General features: G+C 47.5%; 21 protein-coding genes. 17 read left to right on the plus strand and 4 right to left on the minus strand.

Features of this window, described 5'->3' with window-relative positions; all coding sequences use genetic code 11:
- Positions 1–73 precede the first annotated feature (73 nt).
- From N288_RS04925 to N288_RS04935, 3 genes are all read left to right on the plus strand, one after another.
- On the plus strand, positions 74–499 hold the full coding sequence (locus tag N288_RS04925; protein WP_022543478.1) for a hypothetical protein: 426 nt from the start codon (positions 74–76) through the stop codon (positions 497–499).
- Between the two features lie 84 nt (positions 500–583).
- Positions 584–1468, plus strand: coding sequence for a helix-turn-helix domain-containing protein (locus N288_RS04930; RefSeq protein WP_022543479.1), 885 nt, complete (start codon positions 584–586; stop codon positions 1466–1468).
- A 211-nt stretch (positions 1469–1679) separates the two neighbouring features.
- The gene (locus tag N288_RS04935) at positions 1680–2294 is read left to right on the plus strand and encodes an acetate uptake transporter (RefSeq protein ID WP_009791818.1); all 615 of its coding nucleotides are present in this window, start codon (positions 1680–1682) and stop codon (positions 2292–2294) included.
- Between the two features lie 47 nt (positions 2295–2341).
- Here the strand turns inward: N288_RS04935 and N288_RS04940 are convergent, their stop codons facing one another.
- The 3 genes from N288_RS04940 to N288_RS04950 form a co-directional block, all read right to left on the minus strand.
- Positions 2342–4384, minus strand: coding sequence for a molybdopterin-containing oxidoreductase family protein (locus N288_RS04940; RefSeq protein ID WP_041825213.1), 2043 nt, complete (start codon positions 4382–4384; stop codon positions 2342–2344).
- A gap of 109 nt (positions 4385–4493) precedes the next feature.
- Positions 4494–5120: an FMN-dependent NADH-azoreductase gene (locus tag N288_RS04945; RefSeq protein WP_009791815.1), complete on the minus strand. Its 627-nt coding sequence runs from the start codon at positions 5118–5120 to the stop codon at positions 4494–4496.
- A gap of 123 nt (positions 5121–5243) precedes the next feature.
- Complete coding sequence (locus N288_RS04950; protein ID WP_009791814.1) at positions 5244–5669, minus strand: MarR family winged helix-turn-helix transcriptional regulator; 426 nt, start codon at positions 5667–5669, stop codon at positions 5244–5246.
- 183 nt (positions 5670–5852) lie between these two features.
- Between N288_RS04950 and N288_RS04955 the strand changes: the two genes are divergently transcribed.
- Positions 5853–7898, plus strand: a complete 2046-nt coding sequence (locus N288_RS04955; protein ID WP_009791813.1) for a bifunctional diguanylate cyclase/phosphodiesterase — start codon at positions 5853–5855, stop codon at positions 7896–7898.
- Between the two features lie 49 nt (positions 7899–7947).
- On the opposite strand, the gene N288_RS04960 is transcribed toward N288_RS04955, so the two are convergent.
- Positions 7948–8241, minus strand: coding sequence for a DUF5634 family protein (locus tag N288_RS04960; protein WP_009791812.1), 294 nt, complete (start codon positions 8239–8241; stop codon positions 7948–7950).
- Positions 8242–8441: 200 nt separating this feature from the next.
- Between N288_RS04960 and N288_RS04965 the strand changes: the two genes are divergently transcribed.
- From N288_RS04965 to N288_RS05025, 13 genes are all read left to right on the plus strand, one after another.
- Entirely contained in the window at positions 8442–9014 is a 573-nt protein-coding gene (locus tag N288_RS04965) for a sigma-70 family RNA polymerase sigma factor (protein ID WP_232217721.1), read from the plus strand.
- On the plus strand, positions 8999–10354 hold the full coding sequence (locus tag N288_RS04970) for a DUF4179 domain-containing protein (RefSeq protein WP_009791810.1): 1356 nt from the start codon (positions 8999–9001) through the stop codon (positions 10352–10354). Before N288_RS04965 ends, N288_RS04970 begins: the two co-directional genes overlap by 16 nt.
- Before the next feature lie 73 nt (positions 10355–10427).
- A complete protein-coding gene (locus N288_RS04975) occupies positions 10428–10853 on the plus strand; it encodes a hypothetical protein (protein WP_009791809.1) in 426 nt (141 codons plus the stop codon).
- A 77-nt stretch (positions 10854–10930) separates the two neighbouring features.
- Positions 10931–11638 (plus strand): hypothetical protein, encoded by a 708-nt coding sequence (locus N288_RS04980; protein ID WP_022543482.1) that lies wholly within the window; start codon positions 10931–10933, stop codon positions 11636–11638.
- A gap of 85 nt (positions 11639–11723) precedes the next feature.
- On the plus strand, positions 11724–12443 hold the full coding sequence (locus N288_RS04985; protein ID WP_035401705.1) for a FadR/GntR family transcriptional regulator: 720 nt from the start codon (positions 11724–11726) through the stop codon (positions 12441–12443).
- Between the two features lie 227 nt (positions 12444–12670).
- A complete protein-coding gene (locus N288_RS04990) occupies positions 12671–14455 on the plus strand; it encodes an L-lactate permease (protein WP_022543483.1) in 1785 nt (594 codons plus the stop codon).
- A 183-nt stretch (positions 14456–14638) separates the two neighbouring features.
- A complete protein-coding gene (locus N288_RS04995; RefSeq protein WP_009791805.1) occupies positions 14639–15355 on the plus strand; it encodes a (Fe-S)-binding protein in 717 nt (238 codons plus the stop codon).
- Positions 15356–15383: 28 nt separating this feature from the next.
- Complete coding sequence (locus tag N288_RS05000) at positions 15384–16811, plus strand: LutB/LldF family L-lactate oxidation iron-sulfur protein (protein WP_009791804.1); 1428 nt, start codon at positions 15384–15386, stop codon at positions 16809–16811.
- A complete protein-coding gene (locus N288_RS05005) occupies positions 16811–17527 on the plus strand; it encodes a LutC/YkgG family protein (protein WP_009791803.1) in 717 nt (238 codons plus the stop codon). Before N288_RS05000 ends, N288_RS05005 begins: the two co-directional genes overlap by 1 nt.
- Positions 17528–18226: 699 nt before the next feature.
- Positions 18227–19291, plus strand: a complete 1065-nt coding sequence (locus N288_RS05010; protein WP_022543484.1) for a C45 family autoproteolytic acyltransferase/hydolase — start codon at positions 18227–18229, stop codon at positions 19289–19291.
- 20 nt (positions 19292–19311) lie between these two features.
- On the plus strand, positions 19312–20052 hold the full coding sequence (locus N288_RS05015; RefSeq protein WP_022543485.1) for a hypothetical protein: 741 nt from the start codon (positions 19312–19314) through the stop codon (positions 20050–20052).
- On the plus strand, positions 20049–20654 hold the full coding sequence (locus tag N288_RS05020) for a class I SAM-dependent methyltransferase (RefSeq protein ID WP_009791757.1): 606 nt from the start codon (positions 20049–20051) through the stop codon (positions 20652–20654). The genes N288_RS05015 and N288_RS05020 overlap by 4 nt, the downstream gene beginning before the upstream one ends.
- 91 nt (positions 20655–20745) lie before the next feature.
- Positions 20746–21717 (plus strand): alpha/beta hydrolase, encoded by a 972-nt coding sequence (locus N288_RS05025; RefSeq protein ID WP_022543486.1) that lies wholly within the window; start codon positions 20746–20748, stop codon positions 21715–21717.
- Positions 21718–21822: the final 105 nt, after the last annotated feature.

Genomic DNA, 21822 nt, shown 5'->3' on the forward strand with positions numbered 1-21822 from the left:
CCCAAAAATGTCCACGAGCGGTGCCTGGCACGCATTTTTTGGTATAAAATGAGAAAAACAGAGGAGGACAACCATGAAACAATCTATCATTATGCTAATATTATTCGCCATTCTTTCAGCCGGGTGCCAGGCACCGGAGAAGATGGTTCTGCTTGATGAGCCAATATCAGAAGTGAACGTTTCAAAATCTGATGGATTCGGCGGGATGAACGAAGAAATCCTCTATTCTTTTCAGGACAAAGAAAGTCTAACCAGATTCGAGGATGCAATCACATCTGCGGTCCTGCAGCCTGGGAAGGCCGATATCTCAGATCCTGAATATGACGTGATGGTGGAATATCAGCCGGAGGGGGAGTTTCCGGCACATGGGATCCACCTGTGGCTCGGCGGGGAAAACGAGAGAAGCACCTTCATGTATATCGGGGATGAGGCTGTTTATCTCACCTCTCCTGCACATACAGAGAAATTGAGGGAACTGCTTATCGAAGAGAAAAAATGATGGCAGCTTGCTCAACTTAGCAATATAGGTCAAAAAAACCGCCATCTGCTTTTGTTATTTTAAATATGGAAGGAGGTGCCAGCAGTGGCCTACAGTTCCATCATCCAGAAAAGCATAGAGCATATTGAATCAAGCCTTCATGAGGACCTGTCGCTGGACCATATCGCTCAGACAGCCGGGTTTTCTAAGTTTCATTACCACCGGATTTTCCAGAAGGAAGTCGGGGTGACGGTTTCCGAGTACATCCGCTACAGAAGGATTGCCAACAGTGCCCATATGCTGCTTTATACAGATGAGAAAATCCTTGATATTGCTTTATACTTTCAATTCGAATCACAGGAAGCCTTCACAAGATCATTCAAAAAATATTATCATTTGCCGCCGGGAAAATACAGAAAGCTGATCGGGAAACTGGCGGAGCAAAAGGAGGAAAAAAACATGGACAAAGAGCAGAAGCCAAAAGGATGGGTGCTCAGTGGAAGCCATCCGTTCAACTATCAGATGGGAATTGATCATGAGACTTTTCACAAAGGAAAATCATCAGGGTATCTGCAGTCACAGACTGTGGAAGCGCCAGGAGAATTTGCGACCATGATGCAGGAAATCAACGCAAAAAATTATCGCGGGAAGCGGCTTAAGTTTTCCGGTTTCCTGAAATCAAATAATGTGGACGGCTTTTGCAGCTTTTGGATGAGAGTAGATAATGCTTCCGATGAAGTACTGCAGTTCGATAATATGGGCAATCGCCCGATCAAGGGAAGTACAGGCTGGAATTATTATGATATTGTCCTCGATGTGCCGGAAAATAGTGCGGTGATTGCCTTTGGCGTCATACTATCCGGCAGGGGAAAAGTGTGGGTGGATGAATTGAAGTTTGAGGAAGTCAGCACCTCCGTCCCTACAACCAATATTGATTTTACAAGAGATCTTCACGAAGAACCGGTCAATCTCTCTTTTGAAGAGGAGTAGAGAATGAGGAAAAAAGCAGGCATAATCCTTGGGGCCGGCCTTGTAATTGGGATCACATTACTGAAGCTTCAGACAGGCAGCTTTCTGTGGAATTTTATCAGCGGCCTATGGGGCTGACCGTCGTAATAAAGCCCTTCCCATTAATAGGCTGTTGACACTCTTACTTTTATCCTATAAAGTACACAAGTATGTTTTTTATTAGGAGGAAAGTATGGAGACTCAGAATCACACACAAGTTAAAATCACAGCAGCAGATCCATCCGCGTTGGGCTTATTCGGCCTTGCCATGGTCACGTTTGTGGCGTCATCACAGAAATTGGGCCTGACAGACGGATTATCTTATATCCTTCCCTGGGCGTTTTTCCTTGGCGGATTGGCGCAGCTTTTCGCTTCGGTTCAGGATTCGAAGCATAATAATATTTTCGGGACAACGGCCTTCGGGGCTTTTGGATTGTTCTGGTTCGGCGTCGGCATGACCTGGCTGATCCAGCTTGGCTTCTTTGGAGAAGTCCTTGCCTTGGATGGAGACCCGAAGCAGCTCGGGTTCGCGTTCGTCGGCTATTTGATTTTCAGCCTCTTTATGACGGTAGGGGCTATGGAAACCCATAAGGTGCTGTTTTTCATTTTCGTGTTCATCGATTTTCTGTTTATCGGTCTAGCTCTGAGCACCTTTGGCATTATGCATGAAGCGACACATATGCTGGCAGCTGTTGCGGAAATGTGCATTGCGCTTCTGTCCTTTTATGGATCAGCGGCCATTGTGCTGAATACGCATTTTGGAAAAATCGTGCTGCCAATCGGCAAGCCATTCGGGATTTTTAAATAAAAAGAGGGTGCCAGGCATCGGGAGCAATCCCGTGCCTGGCACCTTTTTTATATAGATCTCTCCACATTCACACGTCCGGAAAAGAAGGTGGCGCCTCCGCCCATGTCGGCGATGCGGTCAGGGACGAGTGCGTTGACAAGATGCTTTTTTCCGGGGGAATCTGCCCAGAGGCCTTGGGACACTAGGACTCCCGGCAGCACACGATCCCCGGCATTCGCCTTCAGGATGCATTCGCCCCGGTCATTCCAAACTCTCACCATGTCCCCATCCAGAATCCCCAATTCCTGTGCATCCTGACTGTTCATGAACAGCTGCGGCTCTTTTTCCAGGTCCTGATGCTTTTGATTATTGGAAAAAGTGGAGTTCAGGAAATTATGGTTCGGCGCCGGGACGAAGAAAAACGGGTGCTCGCTGTCTTTTTCAAGCGGCGTATAGACAGGCAGCGGCGGATAGCCGTCCTTTGCCATCTGCTCGGAATACAGTTCAATTTTCCCGCTCGGCGTTGGCAGTTTACCAGGGAAAAGAGGCTGTACCTTACCCTTCACAAAGCTATTCTCCTTCAGCGTTTCGTAAGTGACCCCATCCAGTGCAGGATTTCCGGGATGATCGAGCGCCTGGCTGATCATTTCCGCCTCGGTGTCAGAAAAAGTCTCATCTTCAAAATCCATGCCTGCCGCCAAAAGCCGGAAAACCTCCACATTAGATTTTGATTCACCATAAGGTTTGATGACCGGCTCCTGCAGCTGCAGATAATGATGCCAGTATGAGGTGTACAAATCCGTATTTTCAAAAGAGGAAGTCGCAGGGAGCACGATATCGGCATATTTGGCCGTTTCGGTTAAAAATAAATCATGGACCACCGTGAAAAGATCTTCTCTCTTGAGGCCGCCCCTGACCAGATTGGCTTCCGGAGCGACAACCGCAGGATTGGTCCCGTAGATGAACAATGACAGAATCGGGTGCTCTGATTCTTGAAGCGCCTGGCCGAGAAGGTTCATATTGATGGTCCGGGCCCTGCTCTCCTTCCGAAGATCCGGGCGCTGCAGCTTGAAATTATTGAGTGCCAGATACCCGCCATTGCCTTTAATGGCTCCGCCGCCTTTTTTCAGCCATTGGCCTGTGATCGCGGGGAGGCAGGAGATGGTGCGTATGCACATGCCGCCATTGTCATGGTGCTGGATCCCATTGCCGATCCGGATGAAGGAAGGGGAAATGGTCCCGTACATCCTTGCCAGTTTATAAATATCATCCACAGGGACGCCGGTGATAGCGGAAACAGCAGCAGGATCATAGGCAGCACAATGCGCTTTCAGCTCTTCATGTCCAACCGTACAGTTCCTGAGGAATTCTTCATCCGCCATGTTTTCCTCAAACAGGATATGCATGATGCCAAGGGCAAGGGCTGCATCTGTCCCTGGAAGGATGGGGATGAACCAGTCGGCAGCCCGTCCTGTCTGATTTTTGTGGACATCAATGACGATCAGCTTTGCCCCGTTCTTTCGCGCCTTTTGCGCCAGGGCGATCTGGTGCATATTCGTGCTTGCCGCATTGATGCCCCAAAAAATCATCAGCTTAGAATGGATCGTATCCTCAGGATCAATGCCGAAGCTTCCGCCCATCGTGTAACGGTAGCCGACGGTGCCTGCCGCCTGGCATATTGTATAATCCAGCTTTGAAGCGCCAATCCGGTTGAAGAAGCGCCGGTCCATGCCCTCGGAATTCAGTCTTCCCATATTTCCATAGAAGCTGTAAGGAAGGATGCTCTCGGGTCCGGCAGTTTGCAGAAGTTCTTTCCAATGCGAGGTGATTTCCCGAATGGCTTCATCCCAGCTTATTCTCTCAAATCTGCCTTCGCCTTTTTTGCCAATTCTTCGCAAAGGATGTGTCAGGCGCTTTTCATCGTAAATCCGTTCAGCCTTATGCCGCACCTTCTGGCAAATATGGCCCTTTGTGACCGGATGCTCCGGATCCCCGGCAATTTTAACAATTCTTCCATTCTCTTTCTGCAGCAGCAGCCCGCACTGATCAGGGCAGTCCAGCGGGCATACGCTCTTGAATATTCCATTCTCTGTATCTGCAGCTGACATCATTTGACCGCCTCTCTTATTTCGTATATTAGTATCTTAAAAGAGTTGGACAATTCCTGCAATATAAGAAAAAGCCTGCTCCGATTGGAACAGGCTTAATGGTGCGGGCAGATTAAAATTCCTTCGCTGCCGCTTTTGCTTTTTCAAGTCCTTCATTGATGATTTCCTGTGCACGGTCAGGGAATTGGTTATGGCCTTCAACGATGATAGATTCAACGTTCTGGACGCCCCAGAAGTTCAGGATGGTGCTTACATAGTTGACGGCCATTTCAGCGCTTGCCGCCGGGCCTTCAGAATAAATGCCTCCGCGTGCATTAAGAAGGACAACCTTCTTGTCTCCCAGCAGACCGACAGGGCCTTCTGCTGTATAGCGGAAAGTTTTTCCTGCCTGTCCGAGATAATCAAGATAAGTGTGCAGTACTGCAGGAACAGTGAAGTTCCAAAGCGGGAATGCGAATACCACTTTATCTGCAGCCAGGAACTGGTCCAGATATTTGTTTACCAGGTTTGCTGCTTCCGTTTCAGCTGGCGTAAGCTCCATGCCTTTAGCAAGCTTGAACATGCCGCCCATCATATCATTGCTGTAGTATGGCAGGTTTTCGCCGAATAGGTCCAGCTCAGTGATTTGTTCGCCTGGATGAGCTTCTTTGTAGCTTTCAACAAAAGCATTATAGAGCTGAACGCTTACAGCCTGATCGGCCGGGCGGGAATTGGCTTTGATGAATAATACGTTTGACATAAGAATACCTCGCTTTATTTTTCTGGGTTGCTATAGCAACTGTGGATAATGCTGTATAAGACAAACATCACTTTACCACATTCTTGGTTGTTGTAGCAACATTTATGCAGGCAAATGAACAGACTACTGGACATTTGCCTGCATTTTGCGGAGAATCCTTCTGACTTCGTTCTGCTCTTCCTCTGAGATTCCCTGGCAGACGAGAGAGTTGAACTCCTCGGTTAGGGGAATGATGTGCTCCCCGAGCTCCCGGCCTTTTTCTGTCAGGAACAGCTGGAGGGAACGGCGGTCGCTTTTATGCTGGATCCTTTGAATAAATCCCTTTTTCTCAAGATTGGATACCATGCGCGCAATATTGGTTTTATCTTTCAGCAGCCTTTCCGCTACTTCATTTTGTGTGATTCCATCCTTTTCCCAAAGCAGCATCATGATTAAATTTTGCTCGGGAGCCAGATTATAAGGCGCCAGCCTGTTCTTTACATAGCTGGTCAGCGTCAGGTCGGTCTGATGGATATAGATGCTGATGTAATCGGTAAAAGAAAGCTTCAAAAGGGTTCCTCCGTTCTATAAGTAAACAGGCTGCAGATAATCATATTTTATGGTTATGACAGCAAAAAAACAATAAGTTGAGCATCAATGTGCCGGAAGGTGATCTTTTAGTTGATAATCGGAAAAAACTGCCGATATAACCAGTATGATATGCCTATAAAAAATGAATGAGGTTATACACCCATGTTTACAGTCCGAGACTCAGAGAATATATATATTCTGCAAGGACATTATTCTGTCCCGATTGTTCTTCTTTCTATTATTATTGCCTGCTGTGCGTCTTATACCGCACTATCCATGAACCAGCGTATGCAGCAGCCAAGCTTTTTCCAGCAGAGGTTCTGGCTGCTGCTGTCTTCCATTGCCATGGGGCTCGGAATCTGGTCCATGCATTTTATCGGCATGAGCGCGTTCATGCTTCCGATGCCGATGAAGTATGATTTGACGCTTACAATCGTTTCTGTGTTTCCAGCCTTTTTGGCCTCTTATCTGGCCTTTTATATCAGCAACCGGAAGAACAGCACTCATTGGCCATCTGCTATTTCAGGGGCCATCATGGGGATGGGCATCTCAGCCATGCATTATTTCGGTATGGCTGCCATGAAGATGGAAGCTGAATACAGCTATAAGCCGGGCCTGTTTGCCGCCTCCATCGCCATTGCTGTCGTAGTATCCTATGTTGCCTTGTATATATTTTCTGTGCTGCAGAAATATATGGGCAGATTTCTGGTAAAAGCGGCCACTGCTCTTATCATGGGCCTTGCGATTACAAGTATGCATTACACCGGTATGGCCGCTGTTGTTTTTTATACAGATGCGCCATTGGGCCATGCTTTGCATGAGATGCATAGTATGGATATGAGGCTCTTGATTGGCGTCATCACGGCGGGAATCTTGATTCTCCTTGCCATTTCCGGCCTGACGAGCCTTCTGGACCGTTATGTAGAATACCGCCTGAGCTATTTTGATCCGCTTACAAAGCTGCCGAACCAGCGGCAGTTTGAACAGGATTTGAAAAACGGGGGCAAAGGATGCCTGGCCATCATCCATATCCATGACCTGGAGAAATGGAACAGCGGTTTTGGCTATTCATTCGGAGATGAAATCATCCAATCTGTCCATGGGGGAATTAAAGGGCTGCTTCCGCTGGAAATGAAGGCATACCGCATCGAAGGAAATCGTTTTGCGATGTTCGCCTCCGGGGAGCATGAATATGAAAAATTAAAGGCAGCCTTGCATAGAATCATGGCTGTATTCACTCAGCCGCTGATCATCGGAAAACAGCGGCTCGTGATAGATATGGTGTGTGCAGTAAGTTCAGCCAGCGATAAACAGCCGCATAAAGAACTGTTCTCAAGCACAATGGCTGTACTCCTGCATTCAACAACCAGGTACAAGCATGAGGTAATTGAATATAATCCCGCTGTCCATACCTACAGCTTTGAAAAGGAACTGGCTAAGGATATCACACTTGCTATGGAAAATGACGACCTTTTTCTTGTCTACCAGCCGAAAATCTCCTCAAGCACATGGGAAGTTTCAGGCATGGAGGCATTATTGCGCTGGAACCACCCCAGGCATGGCATGATTTCGCCAGGCGTTTTCATTCCCATCCTCGAGGAAAGCGGGAAGCTTTTCAAAGTCACAGACTGGGTGATTGAAAAAGTATGCCTTCAGCTGTCCCACTGGCGAAAAGAAGGGGCAGCCCTTCACCAGATTTCCATTAACATCCCGGGCCCTTATCTGACTTCAGCCAAACTGCTGAACGTTTTAATAGACAGTCTTGAGAAATATGATATCAGCAGCCATCTGCTTGAATTGGAAATCACGGAGACCAGCGTCATCCACGATATCGAGAATGCCATTCAGGCAGTGGCGCAGTTCAGGGAAATGGGGCTTTCTGTTGCCTTGGACGATTTTGGTACAGGCGTATCCTCTCTTTCGTATTTAAAAAGAATACCGATTTCGACCATCAAAATTGATAAATCCTTCGTCGACGGGGTGCCGATGTCAGAAAAGGATTCGGCCATCCTGCGGGCCATCATTTCTCTGTCCTGCTCCCTGAATTTAAAGGTCGTCATCGAGGGAGCAGAAAATCAGGACCAGATCGACTTTATTGGTTCTTTAAGCGAATCGCCGCATGTACAGGGCTATTATTTTTCCCGCCCGCTGAAAGAAGAAGAGCTGCAGGACTGGATACAGAACAGACATGAAGAAGCGCTGGTTTAATAAAGAAGGCAGGCCGGACACTTTCAGTCCAGCCTGCCTTTTCTATATGCTAGATTTCTTTGAGTGCACTCTCCAGATCTCCATATCCCCTTTTGTCCTGAAGCATCGGATCATCCGTCTCGGCCGTCCAGCCGTTTCCAAGAGCCGTAAATCTTCCATCCTCCTGCTGTGCAAAAGGTGTATGTATATGGAACGTCCGATCATCCTTCTTGACCGTGCAGCCGAAATAATAGCGCCCGCCCTGGCCTGGCTCCTCATAAGTGCCTATACTGTCCGCCCCGTATTCATTCAAATAGCCCTCAAAAGACCTCTGCAAATCCGCCAGAATCTGCTCACGCGTCATCGATTCCACTGTGCTGTCTCCCTTCGTTGTTATCTGCTTTTAATATGGCTTGGTTCTTAGGTTTTATTCTTCATAGTGAATGGGTTACTTGTAAAAAGGTGTGAGATATAATGATAATTATTTGTTTTTTAAAAAAATTTGAAACCCTCAGCTGCTTCACCTCGTCAAATCACGAATTTTAAACAAGGAGGTGGGTTTTGGTGTATATAGAAGGTGAGCAGGATTTTAATCCGGATTTGGCAAAGAATGAAAATTTGGAAGAAATATTAGAAGAAATCATGGTTACATACGGAACGGAGCTTGCAACGCTTGCTTTCTCTTATGTAAAGGATGCCGGGCTGGCCAAGGATATTGTACAGAATGTATTTATCAGCTGCAGCTCCAGCCTGCAAAAGTTTAAAGGGGAGTCTTCCCTGAAGACCTGGCTGTACCGGATCACCATTAACCAGTGCAAAGACCATTTAAAGAGTGCGTACTTCAAAAGGATACTTTTACCAGGTAAACAGGAGGACAACTCAACACCTCATGCGGACAGCCCTGAGGCAGCGTTACTCGAAAAAGACCATAAAAGGCAAATCAGGGATTGTATCATGTCTTTAAGCCCGAAATATAAAGAGGTCATTTTTCTATACTACTATCAGGAGTTTACAGTTGGAGAGGTCGCCTCCACTCTTCGTATATCAGAGAATACTGTCAAAACGAGACTGAAACGGGGAAGAGAAAAGCTCGGGGCGATATTGAGAAAGGAGGACATGCAATGGGACAGGATATAAAAAGCAAAGATCTTTTTAGTGAGGTGGAATTTACTGCAGAGGACAGACAGAAGGTGCAGGACTGTATAAAAAATAGTGAAAAACCACTTTTCTTTAAATGGCGGATCAAATCGATTGCAGCAGCTGCAGTTCTCCTCACTTTGGCAGGTTCCTTGGCTTTATTCGGATCAGGAACAAAGGCATTTGCTTTTTCAAACTTTCCTTTCTTTGATTCCATCTTCAGCCTTTTTGGCGATGAAGGGCTCCAAAAGGCCTCAAATGACGGAAATGTATCGCTTTTATCTTTAGAAAAGCAGGAAGATGGGATTAAGATGAGCATAAAGGAAGCAGTTTACGATGGACGCAGACTCTCAATCAGTTATGTGATTGAATCAGAAAAGCCGATAAATAATTACTCATATAAACAAATCGATGCTTATATACCCCTTAATCATTCTGAAGAGGGTATCTCCAGAAATGGTGTAAGGGATGAACAGATTTCTGAAAACAAAGTGGCAGGCATCTCAACCTTTACGTACGATTATGATAAAGGCGAATTGCCGGATAAAATAAAGGTGGACTTTCTATATAAAGCTACAACAGACAAATCTTACAAATGGGAAAAGGACTTCTCGTTCCGGTTCCAGTTCCCTGTTGAAAAATCAGAGGATATTAAAACCATCCCTATGAATATGGTTAAACAGTGGGAAAACAAAGTACTAGAACTAAAGAGTATTAAGCTGAGCCCGCTGACTACATCGGTTAATCTCCGATATAAGGAGCCATATAACAATAGGGAGCCCTATCCGTCTCATACAATCAGGCTTATTGATGAAAATGGCAAAGTTTTAAGGAATTTAAACAATTGGACAATGGGAATGGGGACCCAGACAAAAGAAAACGGCCAATGGTACAGTGTGACTGAATACAAAGAGTTTTTCGAGCAAGTGGACAAAGGTTCGTCAACCGTAACCATACAGGTGATAAATGGGACTTCAAACAGGTTTAAAGAAGATACGCCTCTAAGTAGTACCCCGCTCTCAACTGAAGCAGCCTTCCAGATGGGAGAAATGGGCAGCATTGAAATAGAAGGGATTGAAAGGGCAGACCAAACACTCATAATTGCCTATAAATATAAAAGCTCCCTGGCGTTCCTGAATGATTTTCAGTTTATGCTTACAGATAAAAATGGGGAATTTTATCATGGCATTGAGAAGTCCCGGGAATATTTAGGAGGCGAAGCTTATCTTGTTGAAGAAGTGTTCCCGAATACGCCTGATGAAGGTCTTTTCATCAAATATTTTAATGAAAAGGCTCCCGAGCTCATAGAAGAATTCCAAATGGAAGTACCGATCAAATAATCCTTTCAGGAAAAGGATATCCCTTCTCCACTGTAGAAGTTAACTCCAACAAGAATATACAGGAGGCTGAGCAATGGAACAGGAATTCAAATCATTTCTCAACCATTATCTCCAGGTCTGGAGGGAATCCTCGATCGAAGAAATGAAAGAGCTGATATCAAAGGATTATCAGGCAAGGGAAATCCGCGGGAATCAGATTGATGATTTTGGCTACGATGAGTCGGTCAAAGGCTGGGAGCAGGGATTTCGGTATGTAAAAGAGAATGAAGGGATCTGGGATTTGAAGGAGCTTGCTGTCATTCCGCTGAAGGAGGATGAAGTGATGGCGGTCTTGTCGGCCTCGATTATTATAAAGGGAGAACGGATCGGCACAGCCAATCTCTTTTTCGATACCTTCAAAAAAGACGGAGAAGGCAGCTGGAAGCAGGCCAGAAGCTATGTAGAAACAGGAATTTCCCCGGAAAGAATCGGCACCCTGCAGCTCGAGCAGCATATCTGAAAAGGACCATGCGCAGTGGTCCTTTTTCTTTGCTATCATACATATAACAGTAAATGGAACCGCAGGAGGTGAGCTCCATGATCAATCTGGATTTTACAGGTAACGCAGTAGAATGGGCAGCCACCATATTGGCTTATGCAGCTATTGTGATTGCCGCAATCGTTTTATATAAAAAGCAGGATGAAAAGCCCAAGGTATTAAAAATCATCCTCATTATGTTTATTGGACTCTTTTCTTTTTCAATTAACTGGCAAAGTGACGGCCTGCCCATCCGGCTGCCGATACTGCCTCTCGGGGTATGGATTCTCTATTTTTTCTCCAGGGGCAAAGAAGGGAGATGGGCAAAGTACCGGCGGTTTGCCTGGCTCGGGTTTGCTGCTAATTTTGCCCTGCTTGCAGCTTCACTTGCAGCGGCTATGTTCTATCACGCGATCTATGATACAAAGGATCCTGCCGTCTATTTGTCCAATGTTGAAAAGGCGGAAGTAGTCCTGCTGCACCCATCTGCAGAAAAAACAGTTCTCCGCCCGGGAGCCCTGATGGAGACAGGAACATGGACCAGGGAAAATGTTGATAGTGAAGAATGGTACAGGGAAATAACGATGGAAGAGACTCGTGATGAAAGATTTCCTTATCTGCTTTCCGGGGCAGAGCCTAAATGGGGAAGCGGCCTGGAGTCAGTTATTTATATAGAAAAAGATGGGAGGGGCATATTGATCTCTGGGCCGGATGCTCAGCTGTATTATCGGGCTGAAGTGCCGCTGACCGAACCCCTTTCCAGATAAAAAGGGTTTTAGCCGGCCACTCCGCATTGTCCGTTCATCCATTATGCTATAAAATCAGAAGCAGAAGGATAATGGGGTGAGCCATGTGAACTATAAACGGATTAAACCGCGTAAAATATATGAAGAAATTGCTGAGGCGCTAATGGATATGATCAAGTCAGGAGAGCTGAAGCCGGGAGATAAGCTTGCTTCGGTCCAGCAGCTGGCGGAAAACTTCCAGGTCGGCAGGTCTGCCGTCCGGGAGGCCTTGAGCGCTTTGCGTGCCATGGGACTTGTGGAAATGCACCAGGGCGAAGGAACTTATATCAGGGAATTTGAATCCAATATGCTGACACTTCCAGTATATACAGCCATGCTGATGAAAAAGACAGATGTTAAAAATCTTCTGGAGGTGCGGAGGATCCTTGAGGTCGGCGCCGTCAGTGCTGCTGCAGAAAGGCGTACGGTAGAGCAGCTGGCTGAAATTGAATCAGCGCTTGAGCAGATGAAAAAGGCCAGCGATGAAGAGCTTGGGGAAGAAGCGGATTTTCAGTTTCATATGGCGATTGCCAAGGCGTCGCAAAATGATCTGCTGATCAGCCTGATGAATAATGTTTCGGAAATGATGGTAACCACCATGCGTGAGACAAGGAGAATCTGGCTGTATTCTACCGAAAAAGCTTTAGGCCGCCTCACACTCGAGCACCAGAGCATCTATGAAAGCATCCGGGACCAGGATGGGCCCAGCGCCCAGCAGCTGATGCTTGACCACCTGCATAGTGTGGAAGAGGTCCTGATGAAATATATGAACGAAATGGAAGAGTGAGGGCCTGCATCCGAGGGGGATGCAGGCTTATTTATTTTTTATGATTCTTTGCTCGGTATTTAGGAATCCATTAAAACCGAAAAGCGGGACTCCCTGCAAAAGTTAATATCTGAAAATTTCCTATTGTAATGTGAAAGCGTTTTACTTATACTGTTTAATAGAATAAAGTCATCTGATGACCTGTTAACATGATGAATGAATATGCGATTAAAAAGGAGAGAAAAACGATGAGTATTGGAATGCTCGCTCTCATTGCTACCATACCGATTGTTTCGGTATTTGTTTTTTTAGTCATATTGAGATGGCCAGCGAATAAGGCGATGCCTTTATCGCTGATCGTAACCGTCCTGATGGCCATGGCTGTGTGGAAGGTGCCTGGCGCCCAGATCGGGGCTGCTGCTGTCAAAGGCCTGGCGACCGCCCTTGAAGTAGGGGTGATTGTCTTCGGAGCAATCCTGCTTCTTAACACCTTGAAAGAAAGCGGTGCCATCTTTACGATACGTAAAGGCTTTATGAGCATCTCGCCTGACAGGCGCGTCCAGACGATCATCGTCTGCTGGCTGTTCGGTTCCTTCCTGGAAGGTGCCGCAGGATGGGGAGCCCCGGCCACAATTGTCGGTCCGCTTCTTGTGGCAATCGGATTCCCCGCGATGGGAGCTGTCATGGTTGCCCTGATCCTGCAGTCAACGCCGGTATCATATGGAGCCGTCGGTACACCGATCCTGATCGGCGTCAATACCGGACTGAAGGATTCGCCGCTTGTCCAAAGCTATGTTGCTGAACAAGGAACAACGATGGAGGCATACATAAACGGTATCGGCGGCCAGGTTGCCCTGATTCACGGAGTGATCGGGATATTCATCCCTCTCTTTATGGTTACGATGCTGACTTATTTCTTTGGGAAAAATAAATCGATTGCAGAAGGGCTTGCCATCTGGAAGTTTGCTATTTTCGCAGGACTCGCATTCACGGTGCCTTACGCGCTTGTGGCCAATCTCCTTGGACCGGAATTCCCGTCCATGATCGGCGGTTTGATAGGACTTGCCATTGTGGTGCCGGCAGCAAGGAAGGGATTCCTTGTTCCGAAAAAGTCCTGGGATTTCGATTCAGCAGACAACTGGGATCCTGCCTGGACGGGAACCCTCCAGGTTGATAAAGAGGATGCTGCGAAAAAGTCTGTCTCTTTCCTGGCAGCCTGGATGCCTTACATCCTTGTTGCGGTACTGCTGGTGCTGACAAGACTGAAGACACTCCCGTTTGCCGGATGGATCCAGTCCTGGGTCATCAGCCTTGAGAATGTATTCGGGACAGTCATCACAGTTGAATCCAAACCGTTGAATATTCCCGGTGTTGTATTCATTGCTGTATCGCTGATCTCCATCCTTATTTACAGGATGAATATGAAAGCATACGGCCGGGCGGTCAAAGATTCTGTCAAAACCGTTGTCAGTGCCATGGCAGCCCTTATTTTCGCAGTGCCGATGGTGCAGGTATTCATCAATTCCGGCGTCAACGCAGCTGACTATACCAGCATGCCGCTCGCACTCGCTGAGGGCATATCAGAGGTATTCGGCTCCTACTGGCCGCTTGCAGCACCGACGATTGGAGCGATCGGCGCATTTGCGGCCGGAAGCAATACAATCAGCAATATGATGTTTTCGCTCTTCCAGTTCGGGGTGGCAGACAATATCATGGCAGCACCTGCCACAATTGTTGCCCTGCAGGCAGTCGGCGGAGCTGCCGGCAATATGATCTGTGTGCATAATGTTGTGGCTGCGTCCTCTTCTGCAGGCCTGATCGGAAAAGAAGGAAATTTGATCAGAAAAACACTGATCCCGATGACCTTCTATGTCATTTTTGCCGGGGGGATCGGCTATACAGCCATCAATGGCTTCGGCTTGAATGCAGGGACAGCCATCCTCGCGCTTGCCGCCGGCTTCATCCTCGTGATGCTGTACAAAGGGGAAAAACAGAACCGTACGGAAAGCAGGCAGCTGAAAAAAACAGCTTGATAATCGGCAGGTTCCTATAAGGGGCCTGTCTTTTTCTTAGGAAAGTATTTTAGTGTACTAAAGTCATCTGATGACCTGTTGACTATAAACGTATAAAGATTTAAACTATATAGTATCAAAAGTAAAAAAAGTGAATCAGCTTTCAAAAGAAGTGAAAGCGATAACAAGGAAAAGGTGAAATCGATGAAAGTATCATTATTTGTTACCTGCCTGATCGATATATTCCAGACGGAAGCGGGAAAAGATACCGTGGAGCTGCTCGAAAGGCTCGGCTGTGAAGTCGATTTCCCGGAGCGTCAGACATGCTGCGGACAGCCTGCTTACAACAGCGGCTATGTGGAAAAAGCGAAAGAATCGATGAAACATATGATAAAAGTTTTTGAGCATGCAGATTATGTGGTATCTCCTTCGGGATCATGCAGCACGATGTTCAAAGAATATCCCCATATTTTCAAAGGGGACCCGAAATGGGAAGAGAGGGCCCAGCGTTTGGCTGATAAAACGTTTGAACTGACGCAGTTCATTGTTGATGTGCTCGGCGTTGAAGATGTCGGTGCCAGGCTTGATGGGAAGGCAACCTATCATACTTCCTGCCATATGACGAGGCTGCTCGGAGTGAAGGAAGCGCCGATGAAGCTGCTGGGCAATGTGAAGGGGCTTGAGATGAGGCCGCTTCAGAACAGCTATGACTGCTGCGGCTTTGGAGGCACTTTTTCGGTAAAAATGACACCGATTTCAGAGCAGATGGTCGATGAAAAAGTCATGCATATTGAAGAATCAGAGGCTGATATTTTAATAGGCGGTGATTGCGGCTGCCTGATGAATATCGGCGGGCGGATCGAGAGGCACGGAAAGCAGATCAAAGTAATGCACATAGCATCCGTCCTGAACAGCAGGTAAAAGTGCAGAGAAAGAGGGGGGAATAAAAATGGCAATGAAGATTGGGGATAAGCCCTTCAAGGAACGGGTAGCCGGCGGCATCAATGATACGTTTATGCGCGGAGCCGTTTCCTCTGCACAGGGGCGCTTCCGCACAGGGCGCCTGAATGCAGCGGAAGAGCTTGGGAACTGGGAGGACTGGCGCCAGCTTGGCGAAGAAATCCGCTCCCATACAATAGAAAATCTTGACTACTATCTGGAGCAGCTGAGCGAAAATGTGGCAAAGCGCGGCGGCCATGTCTTTTTTGCGGAAACGGCGGAAGAAGCGAATGACTATATCACGAATGTTGTAAAACGGAAAAAAGGAAAAAAGGTCGTTAAGTCCAAATCAATGGTCACAGAAGAAATCAACATGAACGAGGCGCTTGAAAAGGCCGGCTGCGAAGTCATTGAAACCGACCTTGGGGAGTGGATCCTGCAGGTCGATGACCATGATCCTCCTTCCCATATCGTCACGCCCGCACTTCATAAAAACAAAGAACAAATCCGCGATGTGTTCAAAGCGAAGCTGGGCTATGACAAAACGGAAAAGCCGGAAGAGCTTGCCTTGTTTGCACGGGAAAAGCTTCGCAAGGAATTCCTGGAGGCAGACATCGGCATCACAGGCTGCAATTTTGCCATTGCAGAGTCCGGCACGGTTTCTCTTGTGACGAATGAAGGAAATGCCCGGATGGTTACGGCGATCCCGAAGACGCAGATCACCGTTATGGGCATGGAGAGGATTGTACCGACCTGGGAAGAAATGGAGGTCCTGGTCAGCCTTTTGACAAGGGCGGCAGTCGGGCAGAAGCTGACAAGCTATGTCACCGGCCTGACCGGACCCAAGCAGGAGGGCGATGTTGACGGACCGGAGGAATTCCACCTGGTCATCGTCGACAATGGGCGCTCGAAGATATTGGGGACGGCCTTCCAGTCAATCCTGCACTGCATCCGCTGTGCAGCCTGCATCAATGTTTGCCCGGTCTACCGCCATGTAGGCGGACATTCCTACGGCTCCATCTATCCGGGACCGGTCGGGGCTGTCCTGTCGCCATTATTGGGCGGCTATGATGAATTTAAAGAACTTCCTTATGCTTCGACCTTATGCGCGGCGTGCACAGAGGCATGCCCAGTGAAGATTCCGCTTCACGAGCACCTGCTGCGCCATCGCCAGGAAATTGTCGAGAAAGAGGGCAGGGCTCCTGCCTTTGAGAATCTTTCCATGAAGGCCTTCAGCATGGGTACTGCTTCACCGGCCATGTACAATATCGGTTCAAAGCTGGCACCGGCGGCACTTGGCGTCTTTTCAAAGGATGAGAAAATTTCCAAAGGACCCGGCCCGCTGAAAAATTGGACAGATATCCGCGAATTCCCGGCACCTAAGAAAGACCGGTTCAGGGACTGGTTCAAAAAGAGAGAAAAAGAGGGTGACAAATAATGCCTGCAGGACAAATCCAAAACCGCTCCTCTTTCCTGGATAACCTGGCGAAGAATCTTGGACGGGAACGGCGCAATCATGTTGAAAAGCCGGTCTGGAAGCATAATCCGCAGTGGGAGGTCCTAAAGGGCTTTTCACAGGATGAGCTTGCCGAAGTCCTCATCAAGCAATGTGAAATCATCCATACAGAAGTGCATCGGACAGTAACAGCCGACCTTCCTTTTCTGATAACAGAACTGATAAAGGAAACAGGCGGAAAATCAGTCGTCACATGGGATGACCCCCGTTTTGAAGAATGCGGGCTCGGCAGCATGCAAAGCACCCTTAAAACGGACGGAATCGATCTGCATGTATGGGATCCCGAAGCCGGGGAAGAAAACCTCGCCATTTCAGCAACCGCCGATATCGGGATCACCTTCAGTGACACAACCCTGGCAGAATCCGGAACCGTTGTCCTATTCAGCGGCCAAGGAAAAGGGCGGTCTGTCAGCCTGCTTCCGGCCATCTACTTTGCCATCATCCCAAAAAGCACCATCGTCCCAAGAATGACCCAGGCAGCCAAAGCCATCCACGAAATGGCAGCCAGAGGAGAAGAAGTCCCATCCTGCATCAACTTCATCTCCGGCCCAAGCAACAGCGCCGACATCGAAATGAACCTAATCGTCGGCGTCCATGGCCCAGTCAAAGCTATTTATTTGGTAGTGGATGACTTATAAGGAAAGCTGACGAAATACAGCTGTTCAGTAATAAAAGGCTCCCAAAATCAAGTTATAAGCAGACTAAGAGTTATTTAAGCTGCATAACATTTCAGCCAAGGCTTACCATATAAATTCCGAAAACCTGCTGATTGGAGTGGAAGGCACGCAGACTCCTGCGGGAGATAGCGGCAAGGCTGAGACCCCGCAAGAGCTTGCTCTGAGGAGGCTCAGCGTCGCCCCGCGGAAAGCGAAGTGCCTGCAACGGAAATCAGCAGCCTCCATTAGCAAGAGGAAAAGAGTCTATGAGTTGAATCAGATTGAAAAAAGGGTATAACCATCCAAAAGAGTTATTTGTGTTAAACAACTTTTCAGTAGAAACCATGCCAAAATTTCGAAGACCTGTTGATTGGAGTGGAAGGCACGCAGACTCCTGTGGGAGATAGCGGCAAGGCTGAGACCCCGCAAGAGCTTGCTCTGAGGAGGCTCAGCGTCGCCCCGCGGAAAGCGAAGTGCCTGCAACGCAAATCAACAGCCCCCATTAACAAGTGAAAAAAGTCTAAAAGCTGCTCCAAATTGGATCAGCTTTTTTCTATGTTTCTAAACAACACTCCTTAATGGCGCCTCCGCTTTTCTCTCTTTATTTTCAAATCCCCTTCCAGTATCCTTAAAAAAGAAGAGAAAATTAAACAGGCAATCTGAAATAAACGAGGGATCCCTATGAAACAAATACACAGCGACATCATCCAGTTCCGCGGCACCCACTATGACTTCGGCTATATGCAGGGAGAAAAAATCAAAAACTCCCTTTCCGTAAAAAACCGCGAGGAACAATGGAAAGTAAGAAAACCGCGCTTCATCATCGATGAAAAAGAAGCAAAGGATGTAATCAAAAAATTCGCCCCCGGCACTTGGGACGAACTGCTCGGCCTCCAGGAAGCACTGGAATGGCCGATGCAGAAAGTCCTCCAGGAGTTCGGCGGCTATCGCGTCGATTATAACCGATCCGGCTGCTCCATCTTGACAGGCAGCAGCTATCTGATCCGCAACTACGACTATCATCCCAAAACCTATGAAGGCCGCTACACCCTTTTCCAGCCAACTGACCAGGGCTATGCCATCATCGGGCCCAGCCAGCGGGTCACAGGGCGGATGGATGGAATGAACGAAAAAGGCCTGGTGGTAGGCTATAACTTCATGAACCGGAAAAAACCGGGCGACGGCTTTATCTGCTGCATGATCGGGAGGCTGCTTCTTGAATCATGCGCAGATGCCGATGAAGCTGTAAGCATGCTCAAGGAGATTCCGCACCGCCATTCTTTCACCTATGTTGTATATGACCGAAGCGGGAAATCCTTTGCGGTGGAAACTTCCCCGCGCCGTGTGGAGATCCGGCAGACGAATGCCTGCACCAACCATTTTGAAATTATGAAAGATGAAAACCGCCACCATTTGGCAGACTCACTCCGCAGGCTTGCTGTTATCAAAGAAACAGGCGTGGAAATGACCGAAGCGATGGAGGCGTTCAGACTCCTGAATGATACAGATAAAGGCGTTTTTTCTGATTTATACAGCAGCTGGGCCGGCACCATCCACACATCAGGTTATTTGCCTCAGGAAGGTAAAGCCTGGTTTGCCCTGGGCGGCGACCGGAGCCCGGTTGAATTTGACTTTGACAGATGGCTGCAGGGAGAAGATATTGATATGAAAAGGATCACAGGTGAAGTGAATACCAGCATCCCCTTCCTGCATATGGATGATCATGCAAACTGGTTCAGCAAATAAACGTTGCCGGAGGTATGGATATGAATAAGAAAAGGCTGTTCCTGCTGTCCGGTCTTATTATTACAATAACAGTCGGCATCGGACTTTATTGGCTTTATTTTTCCAAACCGGACGGACTGCCTGATGACAAGAAGCTCATAGATTATATGAACCGCTATCATTCCGACATGCAGGCCAGTGATATCAAGGCAATCATCCCAGCCGATGAAGAGCATGTTTTTGTTCCTTTTGTGAGGAAAGGCGGAGAATATGGCGCCAGCTTCTGGACATGGAGAAAGCGCGATTGGGAGCTTGATTATATCAGCTCTGCCGGGGAGCCGAAGATTTGGCGGATCGACCCGGAAGACCCATCTTCATTCCGGATAGCCTGGAGCTTTTCGCCTGACAGCGGCTTAGAAAAGATTCGCTACTATTTAATGAGAGACAGGGACTTTTTTGTTTCAGGGGGAAAAGAGACTTATTTGCCAAAGGTGCAGATGGAGCATGAAACCATGCTTGATGAAGGCAGCTATGGGATGATGGAGCTGCCGGAAGAGTGGAAGTCCGTCGCGGGTTCGTTGGCGGATTCTGCCAAGAAGAGCCAGCCTGATTGGTTCTCTTTTCCTGTGCTCGGCATCCATTTTGGCTGGATTGGCTACGATGAAAATGGAAAAACCTTTATTCCGGATGTGGGTGACAGCTTTGGTACTGGCGGTTCAAATATAGATTATATGCAGATGCTTGGGGAGAATGACATTGAACAGCCAGGGAGGAAAGAATGAAAGAACAGGATTATGATAGACTTCTTCATATTAAAACAGAGGGCGGACAGCAGGGGTTTAACCGGTCCTTCCATTATCACCGATATGAAGCGACGCCTTATTCCGCGCTGGACATTTTATTTCAGGATTACAAGCTGGCGGGCACTGACAGGCTTGTTGATTTCGGCTGCGGGAAGGGCCGGCTTGTCTTTTACAGCCACTATCTGTTCCAGGCTTCCGGCACAGGTGTTGAAATGAATGAAGATTTATATGAAGAAGCTCTTCGAAACGCAGAAACTTATGTGAAAAAAAGCAGAAAAAGCAGGGGGATGCTCCAATTTGAATGCAGCCTTGCAGAGGAATACAGCATTAAGGCTGAGGAGAATTGCTTTTACTTCTTCAACCCATTTTCCATCCAGGTGTTCAGGAACATCATTGCGAATATCCTTTTGTCTGTGGAAGAGCACCCGCGCACTGCAGATATTGTGCTGTATTACCCTTCAGAGGATTATATTTTTTTCCTTGAAAATTATACAAGCTTTGAGCTGGAAAAAGAGGTTGAGCTTCCTGAAAGCAGCCATGATCATAATGAAAGGTTTTTGATCTACAGGCTAAAAGTATAAAAGCGCTTTCATTAATTGTCCTGACTATATAGAAATGAATGGAAATGGCAGATATAATGGTTTCAAGATAAATAGTAAATGGGGTAGGAGAATGAAACAGAAAAAGAAAAGGATCCTCCTGATTAGCGGCAGTGTCATCGTGCTTCTCGCTGCGGTTCTGATAGGAGCAGGAAACTATTTTTATAATGTAGCAATCAATCGGAGCAATGAGGCCTTAAAGCTTCATGGCGGCAGCGAATCGAGGGCAGCCAGTGCAATGGCTGCCGAGGAAGAAGCTGCCAAGCTTGCTGAAGTGATGGAGTGGACGGAAAAACAAGACTTCAAGACTGTTGAAATCACTTCGGACGACGGGCTGAAGCTAAAGGCAGCTTTCCTGAAGAACCCGGATTCCAATGGCAGGGCAGTCATCCTGGCTCATGGATATAAAGGCAGCAGCGAACAGATGCCGGGCGTTACGAAATTTTACTATGAGCAGGGGTTTGACGTCCTGAAGCCGGATGCCAGGGGCCATGGCTTAAGCGAAGGGAATTATATCGGCTATGGCTGGCATGAACGGAAGGACTATGTGAAGTGGGCCAGCAGGCTGATAAAAGAGGAAGGGGCAACTGATATTTTTCTGCACGGCTTTTCCATGGGGGCAGCGACCGTCCTGATGGCAAGCGGGGAAAAGCTTCCGCCGGAAGTGAAAGGGATCATTGAGGATTCAGGCTACACAAACGTTCATGAAGAGCTATCCCACCAGCTGAAATATCTGTACCATTTGCCTTCATTCCCTCTCATGCAAGTGACGAGCGCTGTGACGAAGGTAAGGGCAGGCTATACGTTCAGCGAAGCTTCGGCAGTTGAACAGGTGAAAAAGAATAAGCTTCCGCTCTTCATCATCCACGGTGACCAGGACGAACTGGTCCCGACCGAAATGGCAGACCGGATTTATGATGCGGCGACAAGCGAGAAGGAAATCTGGATTGTGCCGGGGGCCGGTCATACAGAGGCTTATACAATCGCTGAAGAAGAATACCAGAAGCGCTTGACGGCTTTTATTAAAAAAGTGCAAAATAAGTAAGGCAGAATTAGAAATTTGATTGAATATTTACAATTTTGTGAACTATAATAGATGCAGGCATGGACTTTTTTCGTTTATCTTATAAAATATCACGAAGAGGAGGAC

The sequence above is a fragment of the Bacillus infantis NRRL B-14911 genome, assembly GCF_000473245.1.
Classification (GTDB): domain Bacteria; phylum Bacillota; class Bacilli; order Bacillales; family Cytobacillaceae; genus Bacillus_AB; species Bacillus_AB infantis.